Here is a 17,703-nt window from a genome sequence, read left to right on the forward strand (position 1 = left end):
TGCTCGCTCGCGCCAGCGGAGGAGTCCCGCATGCCTGCCACGACCGGTGCCGCTGCCCGCCACGTCCTGGAGACCCTGGACATGGCGGTCAAGGGCGCGCGGGCCTACGACCGCGAGGACCTCGCCGAACGGCTGCGCACCGCCCGCAGGCTGCTGGAGGACGGCGCCGTCACCGTGCACGTCGTCGGCGAGTTCAAGCAGGGCAAGAGCTCGCTGATCAACGCCCTGCTCACCGCCCCGGTCTGCCCGGTCGACGACGACGTCGCCACCGCCGTCCCGACCCGGATCGCCTACGCCGAGAAGCTCAGCGCCACGGCCGCGTTCGAGTCCGCACCCGGATCCGGAGGGCCCGGCTGGACCGAGCCGATCAACCCATCGGACATCGCAGGCTACGTCTCCGAGGCCGGCAACCCCGGCAACAGCCGCCGGCTCCGCTCGGTGAACGTCGGCATCGCCCGCCAGCTGCTCTCCACCGGCCTCGTCCTGATCGACACCCCGGGGGTCGGCGGGCTCGGTGCGCCCGCCAACGCGGCGGCGGTCAGCTCGCTTCCGCAGTCGCACGCGGTGCTGTTCGTCACCGACGCATCCCAGGAGCTGACCGCCGCCGAGATGCGGTTCCTGACGACCGTCCGCGAGCTGTGCCCGCAGCTGCTGCTGGTGCTCACCAAGACCGACCTCTACCCGCACTGGCCGCGGATCCTCGAGCTGAACCGCGCGCACCTCGAACGGGCCGGTATCGCCGTCGACGCCGTCGCGGTCTCCTCGGAGATCCGCTCGCTCGCGGCGAAGGACGCCGACCAGGAACTCAACAACGAGTCGGGCTTCCCCGAGCTCGTCCGGCGGATCAACGACGTCCTCGCCGGGGCCGAACGCATCGCGATCGACACCGTCGTCGTCCACCTGCGCTCGGCGCTGTCCCAGATGGAGGTCGTCGCGACGGCGCGGCGGGACGCCCTCGCCGACCCGGCCGGCGTCGCCGCGCAGCTCGCCGCGCTCACCGCGGCCAAGGAGAAGGCCGACGCGCTGCGGGAACGCTCCTCGAAGTGGCAGCTCGTGCTCAACGACGGGTTCGCCGACATCGCCTCCGACGTCGACCACGACCTGCGCTCCCGCGCCCGCACCGCGCTGATCGAGGCCGAGGCCGCCATCGACGAGGGCGACCCGGCCCAGAACTGGCCGGAGTTCGAGAACTGGATCCGGCAGCGGCTCGCCGGCGAGGCCCTCGCGAACTACGGCCTGTTCGTGCGCCGCGCCAAGGAGGTCGCCCAGGCCGTCGGCGAGCACTTCGACCTCGCCGAGTCCGAGATCGTCACCGCCCGTGAGGTCGCCGCGCCGGTCGAGCTGCTCGACGCGTTCACCGTCGACGCCGCGTTCGTGGAGCGCAAGGCCAAGGGCGCCGGGATGGCGGCGTTCCAGAAGGCCTACGGCGGCTTCCTGATGTTCACGCTGCTCACCAACATGGCCGCGCTCGGCATCCCGGCCCCGTTCGGGCTCGTCCCGGCGTTCCTGATGGGCCGCTCGGGGTTCCGGGAGGAACGCAAGCGGCAGCTGGAGAAGCGCCGCAACGAGGCCAAGCAGACCGTCCGCCGGTTCGTCGACGAGTTCCAGATGCAGGTCGGCAAGGACTCCCGGGACGCGATCCGGCACGTCCAGCGGGAACTGCGCGGCGCGTGGTCCGAGCGGGTCGCCGAGCTGCAGCGGTCCGCCGCGGCCGGGCTGGCCGCCGCCCAGGAGGCCGCCCGCACCGGCGAGAGCGACGCCGGCGCGCGCGAGCGCATCGAGTCCGACCTGGCGTCGCTGGCGATGCTGCGGGCCCGGCTCGACGACCTGGCCGCGCACCTGCAACGCGTCCGCGGCGAACCGGCCGGGGCCCCGCGATGACCCGGCCCCCGGCCCCGCCGACCCTGGTCAACCGGGTCCGCGGCCTGCTCCACCGGGCCTGCGGCGTGTACGGCGGCGGGCCGGCCATGCCCGAGCTGCTCGCCGCCACGGCCCGGCTCGACGAACCGCTGCGCGTGGCGATCGCCGGCCGGGTCAAGGCGGGCAAGTCGACGCTGCTCAACGCCCTGGTCGGGCAGGACCTCGCCGCGACCGACGCGGGGGAGTGCACCCGGGTCGTCACCTGGTACCGCGACGGCCACACCTACCGCGTCGAGGCCCGGCTGCGGTCCGGGCGGCGGGTCCCGCTGCCGCCCGGACCCACCGGCGGCGCCGCCGACCTCGGCGGGCTCACCGCCGGCGAGATCGACCACGTCGTCGTCGACTGGCCGTCCCCGGCGCTGCGCGCGATCACCCTCGTCGACACCCCCGGGCTCGACTCGCTCTCGCACGAGCTGTCCGGGTTGACGACCGCCGCCCTGGTCCCCGGCGACGGCGAGGGACCGGCCGCCGTCGACGCCGTCGTCCACCTGATGCGGCACCTGCACGCCACCGACGTCGACTTCCTGGAGGCGTTCCGGGACGACCCGGCCGAACGCCGCCCGGTCAACACGATCGGGGTGCTCGCCCGCGCCGACGAGGTCGGGCACGGCCGGCCGGGGGCGCTGGAGTCCGCGGCCCGGGTCGCCGCCCGCTACGCCGCCGACCCGCGGGTGCGGGCGCTCTGCCAGACCGTGCTGCCGGTGGCCGGCCTGCTCGCGGCGACCGCCGCGACCCTGCGCGAGGACGAGTTCCGGGCCTTCGCGTCGCTGGCCGAGGCCGGGGAGGACGAGGTGCACCGGCTGACCCTCACCGCGGCCCGGTTCGCGCGCGCCGAGTCGACCTGCGACGTCGAACCCGCGCGGCGCGCCGCCCTGCTCGACCGGTTCGGCCTGTTCGGGGTCCGGCTGAGCGTGCAGCTCGTCGAGTCCGGGGTGGCGACGACCGCGGCCGCGCTGTCCGCCGAGCTGCTGCACCGCAGCGGCCTCACCCCGTTCCGCGAGGCGCTGACCAGCCGGTTCACCGGCCGGGCGGACGTGCTCAAGGCCCGCTCTGCGCTGCGCGCGGTCGAGTCGGTGCTGCGCCGGTACCCGGTGCCCGCGGCGGCGCCGCTGATGCACGAGCTGGAGCTCGTCACCGCGGGCGCCCACGAGTTCGCCGAGATCCGGCTGCTGGACACCCTGCGGTCGGGCGCCCTGCTGCTCGCCGACGCCGAGCGCGCCACCGCGGAACGGCTGCTCGGCGGGGACGGCGTGCACCCCCTGTCCCGGCTCGGGCTGCCCGTGGGATCCGGCCGGGACGAGGCGGTGCGGGCGGCGCAGCTGGCCCTGGTGCAGTGGCAGCGCCGGGCCGAGCACCCGTCGTCCGGGCGGGACGTCCGCGAGGCCTGCCGGGTCCTGGTCCGGACCTGCGAGGGGTTGCTGCTCGGCGCCACCGAGGCCGCCCGGGCCCCCGGCATGAGCAGCCCACCCGCGGTGGGGCACGGGTGGCCCGCCGGACGAGTAGTGGACTGCTCATGACCGGCGGCCGCGGCGGGGACAGGCTGATCCCATGACGCCGACCACGCCTTCGACCCCGCCCCGCCGCGGGCCGGCCGGGATGCCGCCGCACCTGTGGGAGCTGGCCTGTTCCGACGTGCGCCCGGCCGTGCCGGAGCGGGTCCGGAACGCCCGGGCGTCCGGCGCGGACGCCCCGGCCGGGGTCCGGCGGGTGGCCGCCCGGATCGCCGCCACCGGTGCCGCGGCCGGCGTCGCCGCCGCGGTCGTCGCCGTCGGCGGGGTCGGGGGCCCGGCGCTCGCCGACGTCCCGGTCGCGCCGGCGCAGTACACGACCCCGCTCGAGGACGTCGGCGGGCTGGACCCGGCACCGCCGGTGCCCGGCGGGGGGCCGGCGGGGTCCACCGACCAGGGCGGTGACCACGGCGGCGCGGGCACGACCGGGTTCGGCGTCGGCGACGACGGTGGGGTGGCGTCGTCGACGACCACCGGCACCGGGGACGTCGCCGCCGGGCTCGGCACCACGTGGCGGGTGCAGGAGCCCGGGGCCGAGGCCGACGGCGACTGGCTGACCGTCCAGATGTTCCAGGAGGTCACGGTCACCGAGACCGAGGACGGCATGTTCCTCGTCGACGCCTGGCAGTACATCGTGATCCGCGACGACGACGGCAACGAGTACGTCTTCAAGGAGCACTACCAGGTCGTCGTCCCCGACCCGCCGGGTGCCGAGACCGACCTGGTGATCCACGAACGCGGCTACGTCCACGTGATCGAACGCCCGGACGGCAGCTTCGCGGTCGACACCACCGACTTCGGGATCGACGTCGTCGCCGGTGCCGACGGCGACGGTCTCGACGAGGTCGGCATCCGGCAGGAGCAGCGGGTGCGGATCACCGACGGCGACGGCAACGACGACGACGTCACCGTGACGCTGTCCGAGAAGGCCACGTCGACCAGCGACGACACCGGCGACGAGGCCGTCACCACGATCGGGCAGGACCAGGTGGTCACCGATCGGGAGCTGCCGCCGGAGCCGGACTGGGCGGGCCGGGGGACGGCCGGGCCGGACCTGGAGACCGGGGGCACGGACGCCGCCGGGCAGGTCGGCGGGTCCGGCGAGCCCGGCGGTTCCGGTGCCGAGGCCGTGGACCCGGACCCGACCGGCACAGACGACCCGTTCGGCGCGGAACCCACCGGGCGGGGCCCCGGCGGGACGGCAGGGACGGCCCCCGGTGCGGGAGCAACCACGACGACGGCGGGCCCCACCGGCACGCCGCCGTCCCCCGCGGGCGGCACCGCCACACCACCGGCCGCGGCCGCCCGCCCCGTCGACGCCCCCGCCGCCGGGCTGGGTGCTCCGGTCGTGGCGGGCTGGGCGGCGGAGGACCAGCCGGCGGGCGGGCTGCCCGACGTCCGGCTGGTCGACGACGGGCCGGCCCGTGGCGAGGACACCGGGCAGGACCCGGCCGGCCGGGTGGCCGATCCGGCAGCGGGCGGGACGCTCGGCGAGCTGCTGCCGGACGAGCTGCTGCCCACCGAGCTGCTGCCGGACGAGCTGCTGCCGGACGAGCTGCTGCCGGACGAGCCACAGCGGGCCGGGACGCTGCCGGACGGGACGGTGCCGGGCGGGACGGTGCCGGACGAGACGGTGCCGGACGGGACGTTGCCCGATGGGACGTTGCCGGGCGGGACGTTGCCGGACGGGACGTTGCCCGATGGGACGTTGCCGGGCGGGACGTTGCCCGATGGGACGTTGCCGGACGGGACGTTGCCCGACGGGACGCGACCGGGCGGGACGCAACCGGACGGCACCTCCGTCCTGACCGGCCCCGACGGCTCCCCGCTGTTCCCCGGCGACCCGGGCGCGGGCGTTCCGGCCGGCCCGTTCGAACCGGCACCGGCCGGGACCGGCGCCGTCCGGCCGCCCGAACCCGGGCCGGAACCGGACCGCATCGAGGAACCGCCCGTCGACTTCCCGGGCCCGGCCGGCGAGGCCACCGTCGTCACCGACCCCGCCACCGACCCGGGACCCGGCTCGCCGGACACGAGCGGTGACGACGCCGGCGCGGACCCCGCGCTCGTGTCCTGACCGGCCACCGAGAAGAGGAAGGCGAGCACGATGGGATACCGCCTGGGGGTCGACCTCGGCACCACGTTCACCGCCGCCGCGATCGCGCGGGACGGCCGGGTCGAGATGGTGACGCTCGGCGACCGGTCCGCGGTCGTGCCCTCGGTGGTGCTGCTGCGTGCCGACGGCAGCGTCCTCACCGGGGACGCGGCCGACCGCCGGGCCGCCGCCGAACCCGACCGGGTCGCCCGCGAGGTCAAGCGCCGCCTCGGCGACCCGATGCCGGTGCTCCTCGGTGGCGCGCCGCAGTCGGTGCAGGAGCTGATGGCCCGCCAGCTGGACGACGTCGTCCGCACCGTCAGCGAACGGGAGGGCGGGGCACCCGACGTCGTCACCCTCACCCACCCGGCGAACTGGGGGCCCTACAAGCGGGAGCTGTTCGGGCAGGTCCCGCGGCTGGCCGGGCTGGACGGCGTCCGGATGGTCACCGAACCCGAGGCGGCGGCCGCGCACTACGCCGCCGCCGAGCGGGTCCCCGACGACGCGCTCGTGGCGGTCTACGACCTCGGCGGCGGCACGTTCGACGCCACCGTGCTCCGGGCCGCCCGCGGCGGGTTCACCATCCTCGGCGTCCCCGAGGGCATCGAGGGACTCGGCGGGATCGACTTCGACGAGGCGGTGTACGCGCACGTCGACCGGGCCGTGGACGGCGCCGCCTCCGCCCTCGACCCCGCCGACGCCCGCGCCACGGCCGCCGCCATCCGCCTCCGGCAGGAGTGCGTGCTGGCCAAGGAAGCGCTGTCGGCGGACACCGAGACGAGCATCCCGGTGCTGCTGCCCTCGGTGCAGACCGAGGTCCGGCTGACCCGCGGCGAGCTGGAGGAGATGATCCGGCCGTCGGTCGCGGCGACCGTCGAGGCCATGCGCCGCGCGCTCGCCTCGGCCGGCGTCACCGCCGCCGAGCTGCACACGGTCCTGCTGGTCGGCGGCTCCTCCCGGATTCCGGCGGTCGCCCGGACGGTGGCCGCCGAGCTGGGCCGGCCGACCGCGGTCGACACCCATCCCAAGCACGCCGTCGCGCTCGGCGCCGCCGCCTGGGGCGCGACGACCCCGGACGGCGCGGCCGCCGCCGCAGGACCCACCGGCGCCGCGGGCGGCGAACCGGGACCCGCCGGCCCGGACGACACCCCGACCCCGCCCCGGGGCATCCCGTGGGTCCCGCCCGCGTCGGTCCCCGCCGAGCGGACCCGGGCGGCCGCGGTCCCCGCGGGGCCCGAGACCACCCTGCCCACGCCGGTCACACCCGGCCCGGACGCCCCGGCCGCCGGCACCCCGCCGCCCGTCCTGGCCCCCGGCTCCGCCCGGCCGCGGCGGGCCCGCCGCACCGGGGTGATCGTCGGGGCGGGCCTGCTGGTCGCGGCGGCCGCCGTCGGCGGCACGCTCGTCTACGGCGCCTCCGCCGGAACGCCCCCGGACACCTCCCCGCCGCCGGTCGTCGCGACCAGCGAGGCGCCGGCCGCGACCACCGAGGAAGTTCCCACCGCGGAACCTGCCGACGACGACAGCGCGGAGCCCACGCGGCCCGCCCGGGTCCGGACCACGTCCGCCGCGCCGGACCCGGTGGAGCCCGACCGGCAGACACCGAAGCGGACGGCCACGCACACCCCGGAGAAGACCACCGAGACCACCACCGAGACCGAGACGACCTCCACGGAGAGCACGACCGAGGAGCCCGCGGGCGGCGCCGGCGGGTGAGCGGTCAGCTCCGGGAACCGAGCCCCGCGATCCGGGTCAGGTCACCGCGCCCGGACACACCGAGCTTCGCGTACACCGAGCGCAGCACGTTGTCGACCGTGCGCACGGACACGACGAGCTCCCCGGCGATCGCCCGGCTGGTCATCCCGCTCGCGGCGAGCGCGGCGATCTCGTGCTCGCGCGGGGTGAGGTCGTCGGTGCCCTCCAGCAGGGCCAGCGCGGGCGTCGCGGCGCCCTCACACTCCTGGGCCCACGCCCGCGCCCGCGACGCCGCCGCCCCGGCCGGCCCGGTCCGCCCCGCCGCCCGGTAGACCGCCGCGGCCTGCGCGGCCGCCTCCGCGGCCAGCAACCGGTGGCCGAGCTCGTCGAACCGGGCGGCGACCGTGTCGAGCCCGGCACCGTCCCGGCCGGCGAGCGCCCGGGCGTGCGCGCCGTACGCCCGCTCCAGCGGGCCCTCCGCACCGTCCGCGAGCGCCGCGAGCCGGTCCGCCACCTCGCCGGTGATCCCGCACCGGACGGCCGCGTGCAATGCCTGGGCGCGGTGCCCGCGGGCGCACCCGGTGTCGCAGGCCGCGTCGATCGCCAGCGTCGCCGCGTGCGAGGTGCGTCCCTGCACCCCGGCCAGGAACACCCGGGCCGGCCGCACCCACCCGCTCAGCAGCATGTCGCCCGGGATCCGGTCGCCCTCGGCGAGCACCGCCCGCGCCCGCTTGACCCGGCCCGACGCGGCCAGCGCCACCGCCAGCTCCCCGACCAGCGGCACCGCGAACGAGAACCGGCTCGCCGGGACCGCCGCGGCCGCCTCCAGCAGCTGCGCGGTCGCCGTCCGCAGCCGGCCGCGGCGGGCGTCCACGATGCCCAGCCAGGTGCCGAACAACGCCGCGTGCCGCTCCCGGCCCGCCGCCAGCGCCGCCCGGTGGGCGGGCCGGGCCAGCCCGTCGGCGCCGTCGAGGTCCCCGGTCTGCAGCAGCGCGTACCACCACGCGGCCAGCAGCTGGAAACGCAGCCAGCCGCCGGCCTCGTCGGCGCCGGTGACGTCGGTGGCCGGCGGGGGATCGGCGCGCCGGGCGTAGCCGACTGCCGCCTCGTACCTGCCGGCCCGGGCCGAGGCCAGCGCAGCCAGCGACAGCGCCGCGGTCCCCGCCCCCGGCGCGTCCGCGGCGGTCGCGGCGATCCGCGCCCCCTCCTCGCTGCGGCCCTCCAGCAGCTCCCGGAACGCCTGCAGCACCACTTGCGGCTCGCCCGTCCCCGGCGCGGCGGTCGCCGCCCGCAGCACCTCGCCTGCCCGGTCGAACGCCCGCAGCCCCCAGTAGAGGTTGTGCACCCGGACCACGGCGCCGCCGGGCCCGTCCCGCTCCGGCGCGCCGGTCAGCACCGCCTCCGCGCGCTCGGCCTGCCCGAGCCGGATCCACGACCGGGCCAGCCGCAACCGGGTGCCGGTGTCGGCCCCGGTGACCGCACCGAGCAGCCGGGCCGCGGCCGGCGGGTCCGCGACGGCCAGCTCGTCCGCGGCGTCGAGCAGCTCCCCGGCGGGAACCGGCAACCCCTGCGCGACCCGCCAGGCCAGCGCCCGGCCCCCCGGTGGACGCCCGCCGTCGACCCGGCCGGCGGCCTCGGACAGCCGGCGGTAGGCCTCCCGCTCCTGCAGCGGCGACGCGCGGCCGCGCAGGATCTCCGCGTGCAGCGGGTGGGTGAGCCGCAGCTCCACCCGGTGCTCGTTGCGGACCGACGTCACGACCCCCCGCGCCTCCGCGGCGGCGAGGACGTCCGGCCCGGCCAGCGCCGCGGCGATCTCGCTGGCCAGCGGCTCGCCGAACGCCAGCAGCCGCAGCAGGTCCCGTTCGGCGCCGTCCGGGGCGCCCAGCTGGGCCTCCAGCATCTCGGTGAGCCGCGGGGTCCCCGGGAACGCGCCCGCCCAGCGCCACACCGACCCCGAGCGGTGCAGCGTGCCCGCCGCCCGGCCGCCCTCCACCAGCTCGCGCAGGAACAGCGGGTTGCCGCGGGCCAGCCGCCACAGCCGGTCCAGCGCGCCGGCGTCCACCAGCGAGCCATCCCCGTCACCGGTGAGCGCCTCGACGACCAGCCGGTCGCTCTGTGCCCGGTCCAGCGCGGCCAGGTCCACCCGTTCGGCCAGCCCCTCCTTCCACAGCGCGAACACCGGCGGCGGCACCCGCACCCCGGACGGCGCCGTGACCACCACGAAGGCGTCCCCGGAGCCGGCGAGCCGGAGCAGCAGGATCGCCGACGTCTCGTCCAGCTCGTGCGCGTCGTCGATGGCGAGCACCGGGCGGGCGTCCCCGGCGCCCTCCAGCAGCCACCGTCGCGCGTCCCGCAGCAGCTGCGGCCGCGGCGCGCCCGGGTCGAGGTCGGGCAGGAGGTGGGCCAGCGCGCCGAGGGGGAGCGTCGCCGTCGAGCGGCTCGCCATCACCCAGTACGGCGCCCAGCCCTGCCGGTTCGCGCAGATCGCGGCCAGCGCGGCCCGGGCCAGCCGGGTCCGGCCCACGCCGGGCGCCCCGACCAGGACCACCCCCGACCACCGCTCGGAGTGCGCGGCCGCCACGATCTCCCGCACGGTCGCCGACCGCCCGACCATCGGCCATCCGCTCATCCCGCCTCCGGCCCGATCGGGTTCGCCCCGCCGTCCATGTGCGTGGTGCCCTCTCCTCGCACCGGGGCCCGCATCGGTGGCCCGGCCACGCCGGACGTCGTCGGCTGCGATCTCGCCGCCGGCCCCGCGGGCGTTCCGGCCCGGTGCCGAGTTCCCCCGATCGGCCGTACCCGTCGCCGGTACCGTCGAGGTCATGGCCACCGCCCCGTCCGGCCGGGCACCCGCCCGGGTGCTGCCGTCCGCGCCGATGCGGGCCGCGGCGATCATGCTCGTGTTCACCGTCGCGCTCTGGCTGTTCGAGGGGGTCGACGTCGCCTCCGGCGAGCTCGTGGAGCAGGCCGGCGCGCTCCGCCCCCGCGACACCTCCGGGCTGGGCGGCGTCCTCACCGCACCGCTGCTGCACGACGACTGGACCCACCTGGCCGCGAACACCCTCCCGTTCCTGCTGTTCGGCTTCCTCGCCATGTCCGGCGGGATCGGCCAGTGGATCGCGGTCACCGCGACGATCTGGGTGATCAGCGGCGTCGGGATCTGGCTGCTCTCGCCGTACCCGGTGATCGGGGCGTCCTCGATCGTGTTCGGCTGGTTCCTGTTCCTGCTGGTGCGCGGCTTCTACGCCCGCAACGGCCGGCAGATCCTGCTCGCCGTGGTGCTGTTCCTGTTCTGGGGGTCGCTGCTGTGGGGGGTGCTGCCGTCCGACCCGATGGTGTCCTGGCAGGGTCACCTGTTCGGCGCCGTCGGCGGGATCGTCGCCGCGTCCTGGGTGGCGAAGGCCGACCGGCGGGCCCGGCCTACCCTGGGGGCGTGACGGGCTCCGCGGGGATCGACGCACCGATCGGGATCTTCGACTCCGGCGTCGGCGGTCTCACCGTCGCCCGCTCGGTGATCGACCTGCTGCCCGCCGAGCAGATCGTCTACGTCGGCGACACCGCCCACAGCCCGTACGGGCCGCGCCGCATCGCCGACGTCCGCGGGCTGGCGCTGGCGATCGGCGACGAGCTCGTCGACTCCGGGGTGAAGGCGCTGGTCATCGCCTGCAACACGGCCTCGGCCGCCTGCCTGGCCGACTTCCGCGAGCGCTACCCGGTGCCGGTCGTCGAGGTCGTCCGCCCGGCCGTCCGCCGCGCGGTCGCCGCCACCCGCAACGGCCGGATCGGGGTCATCGGCACTCGGGCGACCATCGCCTCCGGGGCGTACGCCGACGCGTTCGACGCCGCCCGCGACGTCGAGATCACCTCGGTCGCCTGCCCCCGGTTCGTCGACTTCGTCGAGCGCGGCACGACCAGCGGTCGCCAGGTCCTCGGCGTCGCCCAGGGTTACCTGGAACCGCTGCAGCGGGCTGGCGTGGACACGGTCGTGCTGGGCTGCACGCACTACCCGCTGCTCACCGGGGTGCTCGAGATCGTGCTCGGTCCGGACGTCACGCTGGTGTCCTCGGCCGACGAGACCGCCCGCACGCTGGTACGCACCCTGCACGCACGCGACCTGCTGCGCGACGACACCGAGCCGCCCGCGCCGCACCGCTTCCTCGCCACCGGGGACCCGGAGCCGTTCGCCCGGCTCGGCCGTCGCTTCCTCGGCCCGGAGATCGGTGCGGTCGTGGGGCAGGCCGGCGCCCGGACGCCCGTCGCAGGGAACTGACGCCGCCCCGTCCGATCGACGACCGCGGAGTACCGCGTCCGCCACGCTCCACGACGGTCGATCACGGCCGGTCCGAGCCGGCGAGCCACCGCCGGGTAACCTCCGCGCCGTGATCGGTGCGCTGGTCGGTGTGATCATGGTGGCCCTGTCGGCCACCGCGCTGTTCGGCCTGGTCACCACGGTGTTGAACCGGCCACCGAGCCAGGTGCACCGGATCGCCGTCGGCGTGTGCACGGCGCTGATCACGGTCCAGGCCGCGGTCGCCGCGTACCAGGTGCTCGCCGGCGGGGTGACGCTGCCGGAACGGACCACGTTCCTCATCTACCTCGTCGTCGCGATCTGCGTGCCGCCGATCGCGCTGCAGTTCGCCACCGCCGAACCGAGCCGCTGGGGCGGCACGGTGATCGCCGTCGGGGCGGTCGGCACGCTCGTCGCGGTGCTGCGGCTGCAGGGCCTGTGGATGCCCGGTGCCTGAGCGCGGCGAGGTCCGCGCGACCGCGACCGGGCCGGGGAGGATCCTCATCGCCGTCTACGGGATCTTCGCGCTGGCGGCGAGCGCCCGGGCCGGCGTGCAGATCGTGGAACGGTTCGATGAGGCACCGCTGGCGTACTCGCTGTCCGCGGTCGCCGGATTCGTCTACATCCTGGCCACCGTGGGGCTCGCCGGCACCGGCCCCGGCTTCCGGCGGCTCGCCTGGTTCGCGGTCACCTTCGAGCTCGTCGGGGTCCTGACCGTCGGCGCGTTCACCGCGCTCGTGCCCGGCGACTTCCCGCGGAACACGGTCTGGACCTGGTTCGGCATGGGCTACGGCTTCGTGCCGCTGGTGCTGCCGTTCGCCGGGATCTGGTGGCTGCGGCGGACGGCCCGATCGGGTTAGTGTCGCGCATGCGGCTGATCGTGCTCGGATGCTCCGGCAGCGGCCCCGGGCCCGGTTCCCCGGCGTCCGGATATCTCGTCGAGGCCGGCACCACCCGGCTCGTCCTCGATCTCGGCAACGGCACCCTCGGCGCGCTGCAGCGCCACGCGAGCCCGTGGACGCTCGGCGCCGTCGTGTTCAGCCACCTCCATCCCGACCACTGCTCCGACTTCGCCTCCCTGGTCGTGCACCGCCGCTACCACCCGCGGCCGCCGTACGACGCCACCGCCGCGCCGCTGCCCGTGCACGCACCGCCCGGCGCGCACGACCGGTTCGCCCGCGCCTACGCGCCGTCGCCGGAGGAGTACGCGGCGACCGACCTCACCGACGTCTTCTCCTTCCACGACCTCGCCGCCGGGACCCCCGTCACGGTCGGCGTGGACGCGGTGACCGTGACCGCGTACCCGGTCGTCCACCCGTGCCCGGCGTTCGCGCTGCGCGTCGAGCACGCCGGGAGCGTGCTGGTCTACTCCGGTGACACCGCCGCCTGCCCGGAGCTCGTCGACGCGGCCCGCGACGCCGACCTGTTCCTCTGCGAGGCCAGCTGGCCGCACGACGAGGCCAACCCGGCCGGCGTGCACCTGTCGGGCCGCGAGGCCGGCGAGCACGCCGCCGCCGCGGGCGCGCGGCGGCTGGTCGTCACGCACGTCCCCGCCTGGCATGATCGCGACGAGATCGCAGGCGAGGCCAAGTCCGTGTTCGACGGCCCGGTCGAGCTGGCCTTCCCGGACGCCGAGTTCGCCGTGTGAGTTCCTACGATGTCCCGGTGACACGCGTAGAGGGCAGGGCGGACGGACGGGCCGACGACGAGCTGCGGCCGGTGACGATCACCCGGGGCTTCCAGAAGCACCCGGCGGGTTCGGTGCTGGTCGAGTTCGGCGACACGAAGGTGCTGTGCGCGGCGAGCGTCGCCGAGGGCGTCCCGCGCTGGCGCAAGGGCTCCGGCCTCGGGTGGCTCACCGCCGAGTACGCGATGCTGCCGTCGTCGACCGACACCCGCTCGTCCCGGGAGTCGGTGAAGGGCCGCATCGGCGGCCGCACCCACGAGATCTCCCGGCTGATCGGCCGCTCGCTGCGCGCATGCATCGACCTGCGGGCGCTCGGCGAGAACACCATCGCGATCGACTGCGACGTGCTGCAGGCCGACGGCGGCACCCGCACCGCCGCGATCACCGGCGCCTACGTGGCCCTGTGCGACGCGGTCACCTGGCTCGGCGAGCACGGCAAGCTGTCCGACCCCAAGCCGATCTCCTGCCAGGTCGCGGCGGTGTCGGTCGGGGTCGTCGACGGCCGGGTCCGGCTGGACCTGCCCTACTCCGAGGACTCCCGCGCCGAGGTCGACACCAACGTGGTCGCCACCGAGACCGGCACGCTGATCGAGGTCCAGGGCACCGGCGAGGGCGCCACGTTCGCCCGCAAGACCCTCGACGCGATGCTCGACTCCGCGCTCGCCGGGATCGCCGAGCTCGCCCGGCTGCAGGTCGAGGTGCTCGCCGCGCCGCACCCCAAGCTGGTGGCCGAGACGGCCGCGGAGGCGTCGGCGTGACCCGGGTCCTGCTCGCCACCCGCAACGCGAAGAAGCTGACCGAGCTGCGCCGCATCGTCGAGGCGGCCGGAGTCGACGGCGTCGACATCGTCGGGCTGGCCGACGTCCCGGAGTTCCCGGAGGCCCCGGAGACCGGCGCGACGTTCGCCGAGAACGCGATCGCCAAGGCCCGGGACGCGGCCGCCGCTACCGGGCTGCCCGCGATCGCTGACGACTCAGGGATCACCGTGGACGCCCTCAACGGGATGCCGGGGATCTTCTCCGCCCGCTGGGCCGGGCGGCACGGCGACGACGACGCCAACCTGTGGCTCCTGCTCGGCCAGACCGCCGACGTGCCCGACGCCCGGCGCGGTGCCGCCTTCGTCTGCGCGGCCGCCCTGGTGACCCCGGACGGTGCCGCCGCCCCGGACACCCCGGACGCCGACGGCGAGATCCCCGGCCGCACCGTGGTGCACGGCACCTGGCGGGGGACGCTGCTGCGCGAGCCGCGCGGCGAGAACGGCTTCGGCTACGACCCGATCTTCCAGCCGGAGGGGGAGACCCGCTCCTCGGCGGAGCTGTCCTCGGAGGAGAAGGACGCGTCCTCGCACCGCGGCCGCGCCCTGCGGGCCCTCGTCCCGCACCTGCAGGCGCTGCGCGCCGACGCCTGATCCTCGCGGCGGTCGGGGTCCGCAGCCGCGACCCGCCCGCAGGTTCCGGCCTCGGTGGGCGGGATCGTGCTGGTCGGCCGAGTCGGCGCCCCGCGAGATGCACGATGCCGCCGTGCCGCGGGCACGATCGTGCTGATCGACCGGAGTGGTGCGGGCGAGTTGCGCGGTTAGGCCCGGGGTGGGGCGGGAGCGTGCTGATCGACGGGGACCGCCCCGGTGGGACGCGTAATTGCGTCGCGACCCGGGCACGACGGTGCTGATCGATCGAGTGCTGCGGGTGGAGGGATACGGTCCGGCGCCGGGGCGGAGAAATCCGCGCGACGGACCGCCCGATATCCGGTCAGTGCCTCTTCCGACCTGCGTACCAGCGCGAATGGACGATCACGGGATCGCGCGGGCCACATCTCGACGGCACGGCGCAGCGGGACCGGCGCACCCCCGTCGGCCCGGCCGCACTCCCATGCGGCCGGCCACTACTCGGGGGTCGGCTCCGCCAGCACCCGCTGCGCGATCTTGAACGCGGAGTTCGCGGCCGGGACCCCGCAGTAGATCGCGTTCTGCAGCAGGATCTCCTTGATCTCGTCGTCGGTGAGGCCGTTGCGCCGGGCGGCGCGCAGGTGCAGCTCCAGCTCGCCCCAGTGCCCGTGCGCGATCAGCGCGGTGATCGTGACCGCGGAGCGCATCCGGCGCTCCAGCCCCGGGCGCGTCCAGATCTCGTTCCAGGCGTAGCGGGTGATCAGCTGCTGGAACTCGGCCGTGGTGCCGTCGGTGTTCTCGAGCGCCGCGGCCACGTAGTCGTGGCCCAGCACGTCGCGGCGCACCGCGAGGCCGTCGGCGTCCAGCTCGGAGGGGTCGATCCCGTTCGGCGCAGCGCTCATGGCGGAAGCGTCTCACGGGCGTGCGCTGGTTCGGTGGGGCGTACGGGATGGCGGGCCGGGTGGCCGACCCGCCCACCGTCACCGAGTGACGTCCCGGACGAGTGAGGCCCCGATGATCACGGCACGCTCGAGCGGCACGGATGATCACGGCACGCTCGAGCGGCACGCGCCGTGTTCGCTCGGGTCCGGGGCCGGGGTGGCCACCGGGTGTGCCACCCGGCGGAACGACACGATGATCGACCGTTGTGGAGCGTGGCGTTCGCGAGACGGGCGCTGCACTCCCCAACGGGCGATCATGGCGGGTGTCGACCGGGCTGGCCGCGCGTGGCGAGTGCGGCTGCCGGGTGTCGGCATCCCGGGGCGGCACCCGCGCGCCGGGGAGAATCGGCGGCGACGCGCCGGCCGCGTTCCTCACCGTGTCCCCGCCTCGCGTCCCAGGACACAGGAGCTCGACCGGGTGTGACGTTCCGGTCGGTGGGCGCGTGGGGCGGCCGGGCGTGGAGTCCTTGTCCGGCAAGGTTCCGGGCCGGGGGGAGCGGTCCGGAGGGCGGCGTGACGGCGGTCGCGCCGACCCGCTGGGTACTGTCATCTCCGTGCGGTGGTGGCGTCCTCTCCTGGCCGGTCTCGGGCTGGTGCTCGTGGCGAGCCTCGTCGCGCTCGTGGCCCGGGCGTACGGCGTCTCCGTCGTCCCGCAGTTCGGCGAGCTCCGCCGGGTCGTCGAGTCGGCCGGCGCATGGGCGCCGGTGGTGTTCGTGCTGCTCCAGGTGCTGCTGAACGTCCCGCCGTTCCCGCGGACGGTGTTCACCGTCTCGGCCGGTGTGCTGTTCGGCGCCGTCGCCGGGACCGTGCTGACGCTGGTCGCGACCGCGATCGCGGCTGTCGTGGCGTTCGTGCTGGTGCGGATCACCGGGGGCCGGATGGTCGCCCGCTACGCCGTGCATCCGCGCGCCGTCTGGGTGCGGCGCCGCCTCGACCACCACGGGACGCTCGCCGTCACCTCGCTGCGGCTCATCCCGATGGTGCCGTTCGCGGTGATGAACTACCTGTCCGGGCTGTCCCAGGTGCGGTTCTGGCCGTACCTGGTGGGGACCGTCGTGGGGTGCGCACCGGGCACGATCGCGATCGTCGCGCTCGGCGACGCCGTGACCGGGCACCTGCCCCCGTCGCTGCTGATGATCTCGGGGGCGTGCGCGGTGCTGGGGCTGGCCGGGGTGGTGCTGGCGGCGCGGAGGCCGCTGCCGGACGAGCCCCCGGCCTGAGCCGGGGGCGGGATGCCGCCCGGACCGGCGGTCACCTTCCGAGGTGCCCGCGGAGCGCGGTGACGAGAACGCTCCCGCACCGGGCAGCCCAGGAGCCGGGCGGCCACCGCTTCTTCGCCCGCCTGGTGGTCGCCGGTCACCGTCCGCACCCGGGGCCATCCCGGTGCACGGCGGTGACCCGCCTCGGCTGCTGCCGGATGAGCGACCGGCTCTGGTACCGGACCCCGCTCCGCGGTTCCGTGCCGGCGGCGGGATTCGAACCCGCACTTGCACAGTCCTAAGCTGTGTCTCTCTGCCTATTGGAGTACGCCGGCTAGTTCTTTCGGCCGCACCAGGTGTCTGTCTGGGCGTGGCAGTTCGGGCACAGGATACGGAGGTTCTCCAGCCGGTTGTCGGTGTGGTCGCCGTTCACGTGGTCCAGGTGCAGCGGTAGTGGGCGACCACGCCACTCGGCGAGGCCGCACTCCTCGCAACGCGGCTCCTTCAGGCCCTCGGCGATGAGCCTCCGCCGCAGGACGGCACTGCTGTGGTAGTCGGAGTTGCGGACGAGGATCTCGCTGAGCGGTCTCGCCCGGCGCATCGGGAACCTGTGACCCCGTGCCCAGGACCGGCCGGTGAAGTGGCTGGTGTCCAGGCCGAGCGTCCGGATGCGGGCGGTCACGGCGCGGAACATCCCGCCGTTGGGCTCGTACCCGAGGCGGCGTAGCACGCCGTGGACGCTTGTCTCGGTCGCGACCGCGGCGGCGAGCTCGCCGTCCGTGTAGCGGCGCCGGTGATTCTTGTGGCGTGGGTCGAGGGCGCCCGGGATGTGGCTCGCATCAGCACCGACGCGCTCGATGTGCTTCCGGAGCTGGTCGTAGCGCCCCGGCTTGATCCCGAGGCGGTGGCAGACCTCGCTCAGCCGGGTCGACGCCGCCACCGCCTCGACGAGCTGCTCGTCGGTCCACCGGCGGGCGCGCGGCATCACG

Annotated in this window: 15 protein-coding genes and 1 tRNA gene; 12 read left to right on the forward strand and 4 right to left on the reverse strand. The window is 76.0% G+C overall.

Annotation, left to right across the window (positions count from 1 at the left end; genetic code table 11):
* The first annotated feature begins 30 nt into the window (after nt 1-30).
* The 4 genes from H7X46_RS05545 to H7X46_RS05560 are packed head-to-tail and all read left to right on the forward strand — an operon-like array spanning nt 31 to nt 7,236.
* Nucleotides 31-1,881 (forward strand): dynamin family protein, encoded by a 1,851-nt coding sequence (locus tag H7X46_RS05545; protein ID WP_186358384.1) that lies wholly within the window; start codon nt 31-33, stop codon nt 1,879-1,881.
* Nucleotides 1,878-3,437: a dynamin family protein gene (locus H7X46_RS05550; RefSeq protein WP_186358385.1), complete on the forward strand. Its 1,560-nt coding sequence runs from the start codon at nt 1,878-1,880 to the stop codon at nt 3,435-3,437. Before H7X46_RS05545 ends, H7X46_RS05550 begins: the two co-directional genes overlap by 4 nt.
* Before the next feature lie 31 nt (nt 3,438-3,468).
* Entirely contained in the window at nt 3,469-5,502 is a 2,034-nt protein-coding gene (locus H7X46_RS05555) for a hypothetical protein (protein ID WP_186358386.1), read from the forward strand.
* A gap of 30 nt (nt 5,503-5,532) precedes the next feature.
* Nucleotides 5,533-7,236 (forward strand): Hsp70 family protein, encoded by a 1,704-nt coding sequence (locus tag H7X46_RS05560; RefSeq protein WP_186358387.1) that lies wholly within the window; start codon nt 5,533-5,535, stop codon nt 7,234-7,236.
* Nucleotides 7,237-7,240: 4 nt separating this feature from the next.
* Here the strand turns inward: H7X46_RS05560 and H7X46_RS05565 are convergent, their stop codons facing one another.
* Complete coding sequence (locus H7X46_RS05565; RefSeq protein WP_186358388.1) at nt 7,241-9,844, reverse strand: helix-turn-helix transcriptional regulator; 2,604 nt, start codon at nt 9,842-9,844, stop codon at nt 7,241-7,243.
* 193 nt (nt 9,845-10,037) lie between these two features.
* On the opposite strand from H7X46_RS05565, the gene H7X46_RS05570 reads away from it, so the two are divergent.
* The 7 genes from H7X46_RS05570 (at nt 10,038) to rdgB (ending at nt 14,598) form a co-directional block, all read left to right on the forward strand.
* The gene (locus H7X46_RS05570) at nt 10,038-10,652 is read left to right on the forward strand and encodes a rhomboid family intramembrane serine protease (protein ID WP_255426079.1); all 615 of its coding nucleotides are present in this window, start codon (nt 10,038-10,040) and stop codon (nt 10,650-10,652) included.
* Nucleotides 10,649-11,485, forward strand: a complete 837-nt coding sequence (gene murI, locus H7X46_RS05575) for a glutamate racemase (protein WP_186358389.1) — start codon at nt 10,649-10,651, stop codon at nt 11,483-11,485. The genes H7X46_RS05570 and murI overlap by 4 nt, the downstream gene beginning before the upstream one ends.
* Before the next feature lie 109 nt (nt 11,486-11,594).
* Nucleotides 11,595-11,960 (forward strand): hypothetical protein, encoded by a 366-nt coding sequence (locus tag H7X46_RS05580; protein WP_186358390.1) that lies wholly within the window; start codon nt 11,595-11,597, stop codon nt 11,958-11,960.
* On the forward strand, nt 11,953-12,363 hold the full coding sequence (locus H7X46_RS05585) for a hypothetical protein (RefSeq protein WP_186358391.1): 411 nt from the start codon (nt 11,953-11,955) through the stop codon (nt 12,361-12,363). Before H7X46_RS05580 ends, H7X46_RS05585 begins: the two co-directional genes overlap by 8 nt.
* Before the next feature lie 8 nt (nt 12,364-12,371).
* Nucleotides 12,372-13,151: an MBL fold metallo-hydrolase gene (locus H7X46_RS05590; protein WP_186358392.1), complete on the forward strand. Its 780-nt coding sequence runs from the start codon at nt 12,372-12,374 to the stop codon at nt 13,149-13,151.
* A 17-nt stretch (nt 13,152-13,168) separates the two neighbouring features.
* Nucleotides 13,169-13,948, forward strand: coding sequence for a ribonuclease PH (gene rph / locus H7X46_RS05595; protein ID WP_186358393.1), 780 nt, complete (start codon nt 13,169-13,171; stop codon nt 13,946-13,948).
* Nucleotides 13,945-14,598 (forward strand): RdgB/HAM1 family non-canonical purine NTP pyrophosphatase, encoded by a 654-nt coding sequence (gene rdgB / locus H7X46_RS05600; protein WP_186358394.1) that lies wholly within the window; start codon nt 13,945-13,947, stop codon nt 14,596-14,598. The genes rph and rdgB overlap by 4 nt, the downstream gene beginning before the upstream one ends.
* Before the next feature lie 473 nt (nt 14,599-15,071).
* Here the strand turns inward: rdgB and H7X46_RS05605 are convergent, their stop codons facing one another.
* The gene (locus H7X46_RS05605) at nt 15,072-15,476 is read right to left on the reverse strand and encodes a carboxymuconolactone decarboxylase family protein (RefSeq protein ID WP_186358395.1); all 405 of its coding nucleotides are present in this window, start codon (nt 15,474-15,476) and stop codon (nt 15,072-15,074) included.
* A 593-nt stretch (nt 15,477-16,069) separates the two neighbouring features.
* On the opposite strand from H7X46_RS05605, the gene H7X46_RS05610 reads away from it, so the two are divergent.
* Nucleotides 16,070-16,735, forward strand: a complete 666-nt coding sequence (locus tag H7X46_RS05610) for a VTT domain-containing protein (RefSeq protein WP_186358396.1) — start codon at nt 16,070-16,072, stop codon at nt 16,733-16,735.
* A gap of 240 nt (nt 16,736-16,975) precedes the next feature.
* Here the strand turns inward: H7X46_RS05610 and H7X46_RS05615 are convergent.
* Together H7X46_RS05615 and H7X46_RS05620 are read right to left on the reverse strand one after the other, a co-directional pair.
* Nucleotides 16,976-17,049: transfer RNA gene (locus tag H7X46_RS05615), tRNA-Leu, on the reverse strand.
* A complete protein-coding gene (locus H7X46_RS05620) occupies nt 17,049-17,699 on the reverse strand; it encodes a transposase (RefSeq protein WP_186358397.1) in 651 nt (216 codons plus the stop codon). Before H7X46_RS05620 ends, H7X46_RS05615 begins: the two co-directional genes overlap by 1 nt.
* Between the last annotated feature and the right edge of the window lie 4 nt (nt 17,700-17,703).

The sequence above is a fragment of the Pseudonocardia sp. C8 genome (genome assembly GCF_014267175.1).
Classification (GTDB): domain Bacteria; phylum Actinomycetota; class Actinomycetes; order Mycobacteriales; family Pseudonocardiaceae; genus Pseudonocardia.